This is a genomic window from Pseudoalteromonas nanhaiensis (genome assembly GCF_051235485.1).
GTDB lineage: Bacteria > Pseudomonadota > Gammaproteobacteria > Enterobacterales > Alteromonadaceae > Pseudoalteromonas > Pseudoalteromonas lipolytica_C.
Genome location: NZ_JBPNYQ010000042.1, coordinates 1 through 13,757 on the forward strand (window position 1 = coordinate 1; position 13,757 = coordinate 13,757).

13 protein-coding genes and 2 tRNA genes are annotated in these 13,757 nt (G+C 40.2%); 2 read left to right on the forward strand and 13 right to left on the reverse strand.

What is annotated here, in order from left to right; genetic code table 11:
- From ACSFVZ_RS20030 to ACSFVZ_RS20085, 12 genes are all read right to left on the reverse strand, one after another.
- A tRNA-Lys gene (locus ACSFVZ_RS20030) sits at positions 1 to 72 on the reverse strand.
- A 168-nt stretch (positions 73 to 240) separates the two neighbouring features.
- Entirely contained in the window at positions 241 to 999 is a 759-nt protein-coding gene (gene ybgF, locus ACSFVZ_RS20035) for a tol-pal system protein YbgF (RefSeq protein WP_135925058.1), read from the reverse strand.
- Between the two features lie 12 nt (positions 1,000 to 1,011).
- Positions 1,012 to 1,554 (reverse strand): peptidoglycan-associated lipoprotein Pal, encoded by a 543-nt coding sequence (gene pal, locus ACSFVZ_RS20040; protein ID WP_135925061.1) that lies wholly within the window; start codon positions 1,552 to 1,554, stop codon positions 1,012 to 1,014.
- A 34-nt stretch (positions 1,555 to 1,588) separates the two neighbouring features.
- Positions 1,589 to 2,947, reverse strand: coding sequence for a Tol-Pal system beta propeller repeat protein TolB (gene tolB / locus ACSFVZ_RS20045; protein ID WP_199527560.1), 1,359 nt, complete (start codon positions 2,945 to 2,947; stop codon positions 1,589 to 1,591).
- 9 nt (positions 2,948 to 2,956) lie between these two features.
- Positions 2,957 to 3,895 carry a cell envelope integrity protein TolA gene (tolA, locus tag ACSFVZ_RS20050; RefSeq protein WP_135925066.1) on the reverse strand — a complete coding sequence of 313 codons (939 nt, stop codon included), beginning with the start codon at positions 3,893 to 3,895 and terminating at the stop codon, positions 2,957 to 2,959.
- Position 3,896: 1 nt separating this feature from the next.
- The gene (gene tolR / locus ACSFVZ_RS20055) at positions 3,897 to 4,322 is read right to left on the reverse strand and encodes a protein TolR (RefSeq protein ID WP_135925068.1); all 426 of its coding nucleotides are present in this window, start codon (positions 4,320 to 4,322) and stop codon (positions 3,897 to 3,899) included.
- Positions 4,309 to 5,013, reverse strand: a complete 705-nt coding sequence (gene tolQ, locus ACSFVZ_RS20060; RefSeq protein ID WP_135925071.1) for a protein TolQ — start codon at positions 5,011 to 5,013, stop codon at positions 4,309 to 4,311. The genes tolR and tolQ overlap by 14 nt, the downstream gene beginning before the upstream one ends.
- Positions 5,014 to 5,933: 920 nt before the next feature.
- Positions 5,934 to 6,938 (reverse strand): Holliday junction branch migration DNA helicase RuvB, encoded by a 1,005-nt coding sequence (gene ruvB, locus ACSFVZ_RS20065; protein ID WP_135925074.1) that lies wholly within the window; start codon positions 6,936 to 6,938, stop codon positions 5,934 to 5,936.
- A 7-nt stretch (positions 6,939 to 6,945) separates the two neighbouring features.
- Positions 6,946 to 7,566 (reverse strand): Holliday junction branch migration protein RuvA, encoded by a 621-nt coding sequence (ruvA, locus tag ACSFVZ_RS20070; protein ID WP_135925076.1) that lies wholly within the window; start codon positions 7,564 to 7,566, stop codon positions 6,946 to 6,948.
- A gap of 1 nt (position 7,567) precedes the next feature.
- The gene (gene ruvC / locus ACSFVZ_RS20075; protein WP_054561285.1) at positions 7,568 to 8,092 is read right to left on the reverse strand and encodes a crossover junction endodeoxyribonuclease RuvC; all 525 of its coding nucleotides are present in this window, start codon (positions 8,090 to 8,092) and stop codon (positions 7,568 to 7,570) included.
- A gap of 129 nt (positions 8,093 to 8,221) precedes the next feature.
- Complete coding sequence (locus tag ACSFVZ_RS20080; protein ID WP_435559492.1) at positions 8,222 to 10,723, reverse strand: ABC transporter permease; 2,502 nt, start codon at positions 10,721 to 10,723, stop codon at positions 8,222 to 8,224.
- On the reverse strand, positions 10,713 to 11,432 hold the full coding sequence (locus ACSFVZ_RS20085; protein WP_435559493.1) for an ABC transporter ATP-binding protein: 720 nt from the start codon (positions 11,430 to 11,432) through the stop codon (positions 10,713 to 10,715). The genes ACSFVZ_RS20080 and ACSFVZ_RS20085 overlap by 11 nt, the downstream gene beginning before the upstream one ends.
- Here ACSFVZ_RS20085 and ACSFVZ_RS20090 point away from each other — a divergent pair, their 5' ends adjacent.
- Entirely contained in the window at positions 11,433 to 12,050 is a 618-nt protein-coding gene (locus tag ACSFVZ_RS20090) for an arylesterase (RefSeq protein ID WP_135925084.1), read from the forward strand.
- 104 nt (positions 12,051 to 12,154) lie between these two features.
- Positions 12,155 to 12,231, forward strand: a tRNA-Pro gene (locus tag ACSFVZ_RS20095).
- Positions 12,232 to 12,596: 365 nt separating this feature from the next.
- Here the strand turns inward: ACSFVZ_RS20095 and ACSFVZ_RS20100 are convergent.
- Entirely contained in the window at positions 12,597 to 12,929 is a 333-nt protein-coding gene (locus ACSFVZ_RS20100; protein WP_435559494.1) for a hypothetical protein, read from the reverse strand.
- Positions 12,930 to 13,757: the final 828 nt, after the last annotated feature.

Consider the following 13,757-nt stretch of genomic DNA (forward strand, 5'->3'; position numbering starts at 1 on the left):
GGGTCATGATGGACTTGAACCATCGACCAATGGATTAAAAGTCCACTGCTCTACCAACTGAGCTAATGACCCGCTCTTTTTTCCGCAATTCGGCTGTTGTTACCAATCGCCTGCTGCGGGCGCTTATAATACTTATTTAAATGCTGAGTGCAACAGAAAATATCTCTTTTTTTAAGTTTTTATGTCTAGATGCCTAATTTTAGACCGCTTAAGTCAAAAAGCAGTCTAATCAGGTCAAATCTACATTTGCGACAGACGTTCTGTGGCTAATTTTGCAGCAGTCGTACTTGGGTACTGATTAATTAAATCATTAAAGGTTTTAAGTGCTTGCTCGCTTAAACCTTGATCAGCTAATAAGTTTCCTAACTTTAGCATCGCATCTGGGCGCTTGTTAGAATTAGGATACTCATTGACTACTTTTTTAAAGTGTTCAGTCGCACCCGCTTGATCATTTTGTATTGTTAACAACTGACCTAACCAATAATGTGCATTAGATGCATATACTGAATTAGGATAAGTCGTTAAGAATGTTTGAAACTCAGGAATCGCTTGCTCATAACGTTTATCTTTCATGATTAACGCTACAGCGCGCTCATAAGCCTCGTTTTCTGATAAGTCTGAACTAATCGCTTGCGTAGCCCCTACATCGGTATAGCTGTTTGTAGGTTGAGCTGGCGTAGCAGGTTGGCTATATGCTTGGCTTACACGATTCTCGATTTCTTGGTACAGCTCGCGTTGGCGCTGAAGTACTTTTTCAAGCTTATAGCTTTGCTCTTCCGTAATACCACGAACTTGGCTTACTTCGTCTTGTAATATATTAAGCTGCTGCTGAAGCTCAGCTTGTAATAAATTACGTGACTTCATCATGTTTTCTAACGCGACTAAACGCTTCTCAATGCTCGATTGTGAGCTTGCAGCTTCTGAAACAGGAGCGGGAGCAGCCCATAACTGGGTGCTCCCGCTTAAGATCATTGCTGCCAAAATAATTTTCGGCTTCATAATGACTCTTTATTAGTAAACTAATACTGCGCGACGGTTTTTCGCGAACGCTTCTTCAGTGCGAGACTTAACCATTGGCTTTTCTTCACCATAGCTCACTACTGACATTTGGCTAGCAGAAACACCTAAGCTTTGTAAATATTTTTCTACTGCTTGACCACGGTGCTCACCTAACGCGATGTTGTACTCAGGTGTACCGCGCTCATCTGCATGACCTTCGATTAGTACTTTAACTGATGGGTTTTGTACTAAGAATTCAGCGTGTGCTTGTAAAAGCTCAGCATATTTGCTTTGAATTTTTGCATTATCAAAACCGAAGTAAATGATTTGCTCTTGACGTAACGCTTCGTATTTTTGACGAAGTGCTTCTTCAGCTTGCTGCTCTGGAGTAAGTGTTGCAACTTCAACTGTATCATTGTTGTTTGATTGCTCAACCATACCTTGGTTAGATTGGTTTGCAGCACCTTCATCAAGATCAGAAGAAGAGCTACATGCTGCTAATGTCATCACTGGCACAGCAATTAGCAGGCCTTTTAAAGTTTTATTAAGTTGCATTTAATTGATTCCTATATTGAGTAAACCAGTAAAATTACTGTAAATAAGGCGACCAAGCCGGTGCCTTAACTTGTCCGTCTAGTACAGGCAAACGTGCTTTAAAGCGACCATCCATAGAAACTAACGCTAATACCTGTTTATTATTATGAAGCGTGCTATAGATAATCATCGAACCGTTTGGCGCGATACTTGGCGATTCATCTAGGCGTGTTCTCGTTAACACTTGGAACGCACCAGTAGCTAGCTCTTTTTTAGCAAGATGGTATCGACCGTTTGTTCGATTCACCATCACTAATTCTTTTCCGTCAGGTGAAATAGAACCTGCTAAATTCATATCACCATCAAACGTCATTCTTTTAGCTCTGCCTGTTTTTAAATTTAACTTATAAATCTGGGCATTACCACCCCTTTCAGACGTAAACACAATATCTTCACCATTTGGGAACCAAGAAGGCTCTGTATCGATACTGCGGTGATTTGTTAGGCGTGTTTCTTTACGCGTAGCAAGGTCTAAAAGGTATACTTCGGTTGCACCATTGCGGTCTTTCGAAAGTACTAAAAGTAGCTTTTTACCATCTGGTGAAAACTGTGGTGCACCATTGATACCTTGATGGCTTGTGATTAACTCGCGCTTACCTGTGTAAAGATCTTGGATGTAAATTTGGCTTTGACGATTCTCAAAAGTTACATACGCAAGTTTAGTCCCATCTGGTGACCACGCTGGTGACATAAGAGGTTCTTTAGAGCGAAGTAGAACTTGTTCATTATAACCGTCGTAATCTGCAACAACGAGCTGATAAGGTTTTGGCTCATCATCACGCACGATAACGTAAGCAATTTTTGTTAAAAATGCGCCTTTTTCGCCAGTTAGTGCTTCGTAAACCACATCACTAATGCGGTGTGCATAACGGCGAAAACCGGTTTCAGAAATCACACTTTCACGGGCGTCTAAAATATGATCTTGGCTTTGCATTAATTTGCCATTAGCCATCATTTTTGTTTGTCCGCCGGTGATTTGCCCTCGAATAACATCAATAAGTTCATACTTTACAAGGTAGCGGCCGCCTGGCTGTTGCTCTACTTGACCAACAAGCACAGCCTCAACGCCTTGGTTAACCCATGCGCCATAGTCAACATCAGCATCTTTGCCCGGTAACTGCGGCATGTTTGTTACATCGATTGGCTTAAACTTACCACTGCGCATTAAATCAGCTGCAATCACTTTATTTAATTCTTCAGGGATAGGACCAACACCTTGATATTTAAAAGGCACAACCGCAATTGGGCGAGCGCCATCGATACCATCGGTAATTACAATTTCTAAGGCAGCACTGGCAATGCCATGAAAGCCCAGTAATACAATAAAAAACGCAGTTTTTATCTGGTTAAACATATCATTCCTTTAAAATTTAGGTGCTATGGTTAAGTTTATATTTTTTAGTTGCTCAAATACGTCACGATCAGGTGATACTGGTAATGTATCTGCCATACGCACTGCACGCATTGCAGCTTCACACACTAAGGTATCACCACCAAGCGATTTTACTTGAGTCACAAGGCCATTAAAACCAAGACGTATATTAAGGCGACACTCTTTGCCTTTCATCTTCTCATCTTTTAAGAAGTTTTGCTGAATGCGTGCCATTATTAACGCTTTGTATTTTTCAACTTCGCCTAGAACTTGTTGCTGACGTACCTTGTTACGTGCAGCTTGCTCTGCTGCTAACTGTTCTTGCAGCATTTGTTCTTGTAAAGCTTGTTGACGCTTACGTTCAGCTTCTTCAGCTTTACGTTTACGCTCAGCTTCTGCTTCAGCTGCTTTACGCTTACGCTCTTCTTCCGCTTTCTTTAACGCTTCTTCTTCAGCTTTACGTTTATCAGCGGCTGCTTTTGCTGCAGCTTCAGCCTCTTGCTTTTGCTTTTCAGCTTGTTTAGCTTTTGCACGTTCTTTCTCTTGAATTTCGCGTGCTTTTTTCGCTTGTGCTTCAGCTTCTGCCTTTTCTTTTTCCTTAGCACGGCGCTGTTGCTCTAGCTTTTTAAGACGACGGTCTTCAGCTTCTCTTTGCTTACGCGCTTCATTAGCTCGACGCTCTAGCTCTTGAATACGTTTCGCTTCGGCTTGTTTTTTTGCTTCTTCTTGCTTTTTAAGCTCTGCAATTTTCTGCTCAACCTGTTGTTGATCAACGGTAACAGCAGACACTGCTTTTTCTGGTGCAGGTAACGCTGGATTAAGGTTTACTTCCATGACTTTAGGAGCTGGCATATGAAAGTTTGCACTCGCTACTAAAAAACCAACGATAGCAAGGTGCAAAATAACCGATTTTATTATTGATGCACGCATACTACTCCTCGAATGATTCAGTCATTAAACCAACAGACGGAACACCCGCGTTTTTCAAAAAGTCCATTAATAGCAATACTTCTTGATAAGAAACACGGCCAGAGCCTTTAATCATAACCGGAGTATCTGGATTTTTCTGCAGCTGTAGCTTTATAACCGCCGCCACATCAAGGGCCTCCATCGGCGCTTCAGGGTCAGTACCAATACTGACATAATATTTACCTTCGGCATCAATTGAAGCAATGATCGGTGGTGTATCTTTGGTATCAACAAGATCAGACTCTTCCATTTTCGGTAAGTCGACTTTTACACCATGGGTGATAAGTGGTGCTGTTGCCATAAATATGATTAGCAGTACTAACATTACATCAATGTAAGGTACTACGTTTATCTCCCCTACAGGGCGACGTTTCTTACGCTGATACATTCGCTTTAGCCTCTATTTGTGTAGCTGCTTGGCGGTGTAAAATATTAGCAAACTCTTCCATGAAGTTAATGTAATTACCTTCAAGCTTTTCTACTTTGTTTGCAAAACGGTTGTAAGCGATAACAGCTGGGATTGCCGCAAATAAGCCCATCGCTGTAGCGATGAGTGCTTCTGCAATACCCGGTGCAACCATTTGTAACGTAGCTTGCTTAACTTCGCCTAACGCGATAAACGCATTCATGATACCCCACACCGTACCAAATAGGCCGATATATGGGCTAATTGAACCTACTGTTGCTAAAAATGAAAGACTTGATTCTAGTTTTTCTACTTCGCGAGACAAAGCAACGCGCATAGAACGGTGCGTTCCTTCCATCACAATACTTGCGCTTTGAATTGAATTTTTCTTATGACGAGCAAATTCTTTAAAACCTGCGACGAAAAGTGCCTCAACACCAGAAGCGCCTCCAGGACGGGCTGACACTTCATTATATAGTTTACTTAAATCAACGCCTGACCAAAACTTTTGCTCAAAACGCTTTGCGCCATTAAGTGCATCAGAAATCGCTTTTTTACGTTGAAAAATAATTGCCCATGACATTACCGACATACCGACTAATGCCAACATTACTAGCTGGACAAGTACACTGGCTTCTAGAATAAGATCTAAAAAGTTAAGCCCTGATCCCACGTTAAACTCCTAAAATAGATTTCTATATAATTTGTTATATTTTTTACATGCGCACTGTTTGACCATAAATGAGGCCAAAAGTTGTGCCTAGTGTATATAGTCAGTTATAAACTGACAACGCTCTTGCTGTGAATTAGCGGCAATTAACGGTAAAAAGCAAATTGCTTAGCTATTTTTTAGTCATATTAAGTTTCACTCGTCTTTTTGTGCATATTTTTACCTTAATAAAAAGTCATTACAAAAATCCTAAAAAGCTGATAAAACCTCAAAAAATAGCGCTTTTATTCAAAAAACACGCATAAACACCCAAAAGCAGTTTTGCAAATCTACTACAGAATACTTAAACTAATCCTGAATGAAGTTCATAAAATTTTTAAAACCCACTTTATTCATGAGCTTAAATATAAAAGCACCAAAAAGTGAACAAAAAGCACACAACTTAAATTTTCACTCACATTAGTTTTTTTTATCTGAAAATAAAATTTTTCTAGTTTGAAGAAAAATCCTTCATTGCGTATTATTTACCTATACCGAGCTAGCAACCTCATGAAAGAGTCTTTCATTAAGCTCAGTTTTTTGCATTATGATGTTTCGTATTGCTCCAGGTTAATTTGCACAGGATAAAACCTCGTTCAAATTGACCATAGTTTCCAAGATTACTTCCTTCAACTTGTTGTTTGCCCGCATCCTTATGCGGGCTTTTTTTTGCCTGAGCAAACGTGAACGAGAATACCTACAGCTAACTTAACAGCATGTGAATTACAGATGTTAAAATGATACTAAGCGGTAAGCGGTAAGCGGTAAGCGGTAAAACCTATCTTGCTAATAAATAAAACCAAGTTACCTAAATTAAAAAAGCAGCCCTTTTGAGCTGCTCGAAACTTATAAATAAAAAACTTGTTACTAAGCTTTAGGTTTGATTATTTATCGGGTGTTAAACCAAAGTGAAGGTAGGCAATATCCGAGACAAGTCGTCCGCGTGGAGTGCGTTGAATAAAACCTTGCTGTATTAAAAAAGGCTCTATTACATCTTCTATGGTTTCTTTTTCTTCGCCGATGGCGGCAGCGAGGTTATCAAGACCAACTGGGCCGCCCATAAATTTTTCGATAATAGCAAGCAAGTATTTACGGTCCATATAATCAAAGCCACTTTTATCAACATCAATCATATCGAGTGCTTGCTCAGCCACCGAAGCATTTACTTTACCATCTGAGCGTACTTGGGTGTAATCACGCACACGGCGCAACAAACGATTTGCAATTCGAGGTGTACCACGCGAGCGCTTGGCTATTTCTGCCGCGCCTTCATCACACATGGTTAAATTTAAAAAGCTAGCAGAACGTGCAACAATTTTTGATAAGTCTTCAACAGAATAAAACTCTAAGCGCTGTACAATACCAAAACGGTCTCTTAGCGGTGAGGTAAGTGATCCTGCCCGTGTTGTTGCGCCAATTAATGTAAATGGCGGTAAATCGAGTTTTATTGAGCGCGCTGCAGGGCCTTCACCAATCATAATATCCAGCTGATAATCTTCCATCGCCGGATATAAAATCTCTTCAACTTGTGGACTTAGCCGATGTATTTCATCAATAAAAAGTACATCACCTTCTTCAAGGTTTGTTAAAAGTGCAGCAAGGTCCCCTGCCTTTTCGAGTACAGGGCCAGACGTCGTTTTAATATTTACGTTAAGCTCGTTAGCAACAATGTTAGCAAGAGTCGTTTTACCAAGACCCGGTGGACCGAATATTAATAAGTGATCGAGTGCTTCACCACGGTGCCGTGCGGCCTCAATAAAAATTTCCATTTGTTGCTTAACATGCGGCTGGCCTGTGTAATCGTTAAGAAGCTTTGGCCGTATAGCACGGTCAACACTGTCTTCGTTACTTTGCTCAGATGCATCAATTAAGCGATCTGCTTCAATCATGGTTTACTCACAACATTGATTTTAGAGCTTCTTTAATTAGAACCTCGGTCGTCATATCTGGTTTATTAACTGCTTTAACCGCTTTTTGTGCTTGCGGTAATTTGTAACCTAACGCTTCAAGCGCTGAAACAGCATCATCGGCAGCGTTATTTGCCACAAGTGTATTATTACTTGCAGGCTCAATAACCGCATTATCGCTAAATGGCGTAAATAAGTCATTACCCCAATTTTTAAGCCTGTCTTTCATTTCAAGCACTAAACGCTCAGCGGTTTTTTTACCAACTCCCGGTAGTTTAACCAAAGTGGTCGCATCTTCATTATTTACACACGTTACAAATTGCTGCGCCGACATTCCCGATAAAATGGCAAGGCCAAGTTTAGGGCCAACACCATTGGCTTTTAATAGCTCTCTAAATAAAGCGCGTTCAGTTTTATTGTTAAAACCAAATAATAGCTGGGCATCTTCACGTACTACAAAGTGGGTATAAATAATCGCTTGCTCACCCACTGCCGGTAAATCATAAAAACAGGTCATTGGCATTTGTACTTCGTAGCCTACACCACTTACTTCAATAAGAATTTCTGGTGGCTGTTTTTCAACTAGTAAGCCATTTAATCGACCAATCATATTACTTCCTTAATCGTCCTCTTACGGTTTTGCTAGCGCTCCCCGCAAGTTTTATTAAATTTTGTTCTGAGTGAGCATGACAAATAGCAATAGCCAAGGCATCAGCAGCATCGGCTTGCGGAGTGCCCGGTAATTTTAATATATTTTTAACCATATGCTGTACTTGCGACTTATCGGCTCCACCATTACCTACAACTGCTTGCTTAATTTGTCGTGCCGAATACTCATAAACTGGCAGCTCAGCCATTGAAGCACCAACAATTGCTGCACCTCGGGCTTGGCCTAGTTTAAGTGCCGAGTCTGGATTATGTGCCATAAACACTTTTTCGATAGCAAAGCTATCTGGAGAGAATTGTTCTACCAACTGGCTAATACCTTGGTAAATCATTTTTAAGCGCACCGGAAAATCGTGATCGGCTAATTTAATGCAACCACTTCCTAAATAGGTAAACTTTGCACCTTGATGGGCAATCACACCATACCCTGTTAATCGTGAACCAGGATCAATTCCTAAAATAATCGCCAACTAACTGACCCGTCTATTATCATTATTATCTGCAGTTAATAATGCCAGAGCACTGTATAAATTACCAGTAACCAATTGCAATTCATAAAAAATGCCCGCAGTTGCGAGCATTTTTCACACAGCTTTCTCTTATGCCAGCGAGCGCAATAAGCCTTGAGTATTTTTGCGCATTGTTCTGGCTATCATTAAATAACCCAAACATGCCACAAATAAGCCCCCTACCGCAGGGCCAATTAACCAAATATGCGGATGCAGTTTGCCTGCTAATTCAAACATCTGCCTTTGTACTATTAATAATGCAACATCACTAACAATGGCTGCGACTAAGCCTGCTGTGACCCCTAATAGTAAAAACTCATATAAGGTGGCGTTTTTAATTAAGCGACCTTTCGCGCCTAAGGTTCGCAAAATAACTATCTCTTGCATACGCTCGCCTAAACTTGCTTGTACTTGTGAAATAAGCACTAGAGCACCACAGGCAACAACAATTGCCAACACAAACCCAATCGCTAACGATACTTGCTCTATGGTTGAGCGGATTTGCTTTATAAAGCTTTCAACATCTATCACGTTAACCGTTGGGTACTGGCGCATTAGCTCATTGAACTCGCGCTTTTTATCTGCTTTTACATTTACCGATGAAATATAAGTAGCAGGGAAACTCGCCAATACATCAGGACTTAGAATAATAAAGAAGTTCGGCTTTAATGTTGTCCAATTAACCTTGCGCACACTGGTGATTTTGGCATCAAACGATTGTGCACCAATCAAAAAGGTTAATGTGTCGCCTAATTTAACATCGAGGCGTTCAAGCATAGACTCTTCAACTGAAGCTTCAGCGACAGAATCTTTTGTGAACCATGTGCCATCAATAAGCTCATTTTGACTTGGTAAATCTTCACGCCAAGTTAGGTTTAGCTCACGACCAATACCGGAACGGGCTTCTTCATCTTTCTTTTCATTGTCTTCTTGTGAGACTTCACGAGCAACCAGTTCGCCATTAACGGCGTTTACGCGGCCACGGACAACCGGATAAAAGTCAGAGGTTGGCATATCTCGCTCTGCTAAAAAGCTCGTAATTGGCTCTAGTTCTTGCTCTGTTATATTTACTAAAAATGAATTGGGCGCATCAACCGGTAATTGCGATTGCCAGTCAGAGATCATGTCGTTCTTAAGTACAATTAAAAACAGCAACAGTTTGATAGCCAAAGCAAAACTAATCAATTGCACAGCATTCACATTGGCGCGTTTTTGGATAGACGCAATCGCCAAAGACCAGCTATTACCAGGGCTTAAACCGAGCTTTCGACCGCCACCAAATATAACCTTTGATAAACCAAACAACACAGCAATTAAAAACGCTGTAGAGAGAAACAAAATAGCGCTTATTTTAATATTATTACTAAATAACCACATCAGTAAAAATACAGTAAGTGCCGACATAGCAAGGTGTATTTTACTGACCAATAAACGATCGCCTAAGTTACGACGCAGTACTCGCAGCGGCGGAATATCAAATAAATCGAGTAATGGTTTAATCGAGAACATAATTGCACAAATTAAACCTGTGCTAATTGCAATAATCCACGGTTTAGCCGATGCACTAGGAAGTACTGAGCCCATGCTTTGTGCTAGATAATCTGTTGCAATGGCTTGCAATCCATAACCAATCAGCAAACCAACGATCACCGACATTGAACAAACAAGGCTCAAATGAAGTAAATATATTTTACGGATCATAGCGCGGCTACCGCCGAGTGTTTTCATCATGGCAACAGGGTCGTATTGGCGTTCACAATAGCGCTTTGCCGATACCGCGATAGCCACAGCAGCTAGTATAATGCCAAGTAAGCCTGCCAATAATAAGTAGCTTTCGGCGCGGTTTAAGCTATTAGAAATAGGCGATTGGCGGTCTTTAACGCCATACCAACGCTGGTTTTCTTTCATTTGAGGTTTTAACCAGCTATAAAAATTTTCGATATCGCTTTCGTCCCCAGCATACAGCTGGCGGTAAAACACTCGACTACCCGGCTGAATAACTTGAGTTTTTGCAATATCGTCTTCGTTAATTAAAATACGTTGGCTACTAGAAAACACATTAAACGGTGCATCGGGCTCTTCAGCTACAACATGACTGGCAACAAAAGTGGCGGCTCCTAAGTCTACTTTATCGCCAACTTTAATATTAAGCGCATAGAACACCGACTCACTGAGCCAAACTTCACCGCGAGTTGGAATGTCTTCAGTTACCTGAGGCTCAGCAGTTAAGCTAGATTTTATCTTTAGCTCGCCTTTTAATGGATAAGTGTTTGATACCGCTTTAACCGAACCCAACTGCATTTCGTCACCAGCAAATAGCATGGTATCGAAATAGGTTATTTTTGCGGTGCGAATGTTATCTTGGGCGGCTTTATCTAAAAACTCAGCAGGTAAAGCATGGTTACTTGCTAAGACACGATCTGCAGCAATAAAGGCACTGCTTTTTTGCTCAATACTTTGACCGATACGGTCAGTAACCATAGATAAAGTTAAAACAGTCAGTACAGCTAAAGCTATGGCTGCACTGATCACTGTTAACTCACCGCGCTTAAACTCACGTGAAAACAGTTTTAGTGCTAATTTAGCCCACATTCGCTTGCACTCCTTCGCTTTCTTTTACTGTTACTAATTGCCCTGCTTCAATATGTAATATTTGCTGGCATTTTTGCGCAAGCTGCTCGTCATGGGTTACTAAAATAAGTGTCGTACCGTGTTCTTTATTTAGTTCAAATAATAACGACTCAATGAGCTTACCGTTTTTACTATCAAGGTTGGCTGAAGGTTCATCGGCAAATAAAATTTTAGGTGTACCAATAAATGCACGAGCAATCGCTACTCGTTGCTGCTCACCGCCCGACAATTGTGACGGATAATGGCCAACACGATGACTTAGCCCTACTTTTTCAAGTAGCTCAAGTGCTTGTTGTTTAGCATTTTTGCTTCCTGCAAGTTCTGCCGGTAGCATCACGTTTTCTAGAGCTGTTAAACTTTGCACGAGCATGAAAGATTGAAATACAAAACCTACTTTCTCTGCGCGAAGTGCAGCACGTGCTTCCTCATCTAATTCGTGTAATGCAGCACCATCTAAATGAATACTGCCATTGGTTGATTGGTCAAGGCCGGCTAATAAACTTAATAAAGTAGACTTACCCGAACCAGATGTGCCCACTACCGCAACCGAATCTCCTGACTTGACATTAAAGCTGATGTCACTGAGGATGGTGAGGTCGCCCTCAACCGTGGTGACCGTTTTAGAAAGTCCTTTAACTTGAATAATGTTTAATTGAGAAAGCGCTGACATATGATGCATCCAATCCTACGTTTTATATTCGTTTTACTGTTAGTAATCAAACCACTTACGGCAGCAGCTGACAACACAATTTTAATTTTAGGTGACAGTTTAAGCGCCGCTTATGGCCTTAAACAAGAGCAAGGCTGGGTTAAATTGTTACAAGATAAGTACGATGAAAAAGACCAATCTGTATACCTAGTAAACGCCAGTATTAGCGGTGAAACCACAGGCGGTGCGTTAAGACGGCTCGATGCATTACTAACCGAGTTTGAACCTACGCACGTGCTTATAGAGCTTGGCGGAAATGACGGTTTACGCGGTTTTCCAATCAAGCGCTTACAAGCTAACCTACGTGATTTAATAGCAAAAAGCCAACAAACTGGGGCGAAAACCGCCGTAATGGAGGTACAGATCCCACCAAATTACGGCCCGCGTTATACCAAGCTTTTTACCGACAGCTTTAAAACCATTGCCAATGAAACAAACTCAGAATTAATGCCATTTTTTATGATCGATATTGCTGGCCGACCAGAGCTTATGCAAAACGATAACTTACACCCTAACGCCGATGCTCAACCATTAATACGCGACTTTATGTACAAAACGATCAACGATTGGCTAGATTAACCGCTAGCCTAATCACTTTATAATTAGAGCTGGACAATAAACAGCCAAACAAACCGCAGTTGTATTGATTTTTATAAAAAAAGCCGTACTATGGCTTGCAACGTCGGCATATAGCGCAGCTTGGTAGCGCACTGTCATGGGGTGTCAGGGGTCGCAGGTTCAAATCCTGCTATGCCGACCATTTTTTCTCACCCTAATCAATCACTTAATTGCTTCGCCCTTAAAGGCTAAAAAATAGCCACCCCATAATTATCCCAGTAACTTCCCAAAATACAGTATTTTTGTTCCCTTACGTTTTTTAAGTTAATTGGACTTAAATTCATTCTAACTTCGTCCAGCTTTAAGCATAGTGAGTTCGATTGAAACACAACTTTTTAGCTTTGTTATTACGATCATTGACCAGCCCTATCAACTAACAAACTTTGCCTTACCGATATAGTGTTTTTAAGAATGCTTGAAATATCCATCAAATTACCTTTTACTTTTAATGCCTCACTTAAATCACGCTTAATGATTTAAAAAAAAGCCAGCAGAGCTGGCTTTAAGTCATAACGAGTCAAAAAACGCGTTAACTGATTTATCAAACAAATGATAAAAATAAAGAAATTGTCCAGTGTTGAGAATATGCGATTGCACCAGTTGCTTGAACTGTTTCAATAAGCAGAAATTACAACTGAAAAACACGTTCGTAGCTGGGCGCATCTCCTCAGGTAGTGCTTGCATAAAAGAGTCGCTAACAACTATAAACTCTTGCTGAGCTACATAATTTCTTACGTAATAAATGTAATCACTACTTTGCTCATATAAAGCAATATATTCTTCATCATTAGCAACTGCAGGTCGCTTCTGAAATAGTTCCACAACGTTTGAGTTAGTCATATTCATCTCCAAAAAATTTGTCTTCGAAAAAAAATACGAGCTACTTATGCAAAATTTGTATTGTCTGCTGATTTATTATTTTTTGATCGGCTGAGAAAAAACAAACTTGATGGAAAATAAAAAGCTTAATGGTGCTTGCGGAAATAGGCGAGAACCTTAAAATTACTCTCTCTAATTGGTTCAATGCAGTTGAGTCAACTTAAGCTTTAAAATGGTAATCAATATTGAACTTCAAATTTAAAAAAAACTGGCTTACACCAATGTTTGTCATAACACTTCTTTTCTCATTGGTATCTTTGGTATCTACATATTACTTTCATGATACGGGATCCATAAAGATAAAAGCCGCGCTGTTTGTATCTCCAATATTTTACTTATATGCAGTGTACTATTTCTCTTATCTAGTTATTACACCCAATGAAATTGTAATTGAGGGTAATAAAATAAATATTGATGGAAAAACTCATTCATTAGGTGGTGATTCGAAATGTTACGTGTACTTTGATAAGCCTGTACGCGCCTCTGAAGTACTACAGGCCGAATTTGAATGTTACTCGAGAGTGAAAAACCAATAACTACATCTTGCTTTTATGATTTTGATTTTGATGAAAGTGACTTTATAACTCACTACGCAGATAGTGAGGCCATTTTTGCACATTCAAAGGTGTTTGATTAAAGTTTTAGAACTCTCGATGGGCTACATAGTTTCTTACGCAATATATATAGCTACATAGTTTCTTACGCAATATATGTGTAGTGGCATAGTTAATTTGGCCACCCATTAAGAAAGAAATGTTATGCTAATAAGCATACAAATTTGGGTGTAAA

What these genes read in the sequence shown, in the direction of transcription:
- ybgF (WP_135925058.1), bottom strand. Translation starts at nt 999, where the DNA reads ATGAAGCCGAAAATTATTTTGGCAGCAATGATCTTAAGCGGGAGCACC.
- pal (WP_135925061.1), bottom strand. Translation starts at nt 1,554, where the DNA reads ATGCAACTTAATAAAACTTTAAAAGGCCTGCTAATTGCTGTGCCAGTG.
- tolB (WP_199527560.1), bottom strand. Translation starts at nt 2,947, where the DNA reads ATGTTTAACCAGATAAAAACTGCGTTTTTTATTGTATTACTGGGCTTT.
- tolA (WP_135925066.1), bottom strand. Translation starts at nt 3,895, where the DNA reads ATGCGTGCATCAATAATAAAATCGGTTATTTTGCACCTTGCTATCGTT.
- tolR (WP_135925068.1), bottom strand. Translation starts at nt 4,322, where the DNA reads ATGTATCAGCGTAAGAAACGTCGCCCTGTAGGGGAGATAAACGTAGTA.
- ruvB (WP_135925074.1), bottom strand. Translation starts at nt 6,938, where the DNA reads ATGATTGAAGCAGATCGCTTAATTGATGCATCTGAGCAAAGTAACGAA.
- ruvA (WP_135925076.1), bottom strand. Translation starts at nt 7,566, where the DNA reads ATGATTGGTCGATTAAATGGCTTACTAGTTGAAAAACAGCCACCAGAA.
- ACSFVZ_RS20080 (WP_435559492.1), bottom strand. Translation starts at nt 10,723, where the DNA reads ATGTGGGCTAAATTAGCACTAAAACTGTTTTCACGTGAGTTTAAGCGC.
- ACSFVZ_RS20085 (WP_435559493.1), bottom strand. Translation starts at nt 11,432, where the DNA reads ATGTCAGCGCTTTCTCAATTAAACATTATTCAAGTTAAAGGACTTTCT.
- ACSFVZ_RS20090 (WP_135925084.1), top strand. Translation starts at nt 11,433, where the DNA reads ATGATGCATCCAATCCTACGTTTTATATTCGTTTTACTGTTAGTAATC.
- ACSFVZ_RS20100 (WP_435559494.1), bottom strand. Translation starts at nt 12,929, where the DNA reads ATGACTAACTCAAACGTTGTGGAACTATTTCAGAAGCGACCTGCAGTT.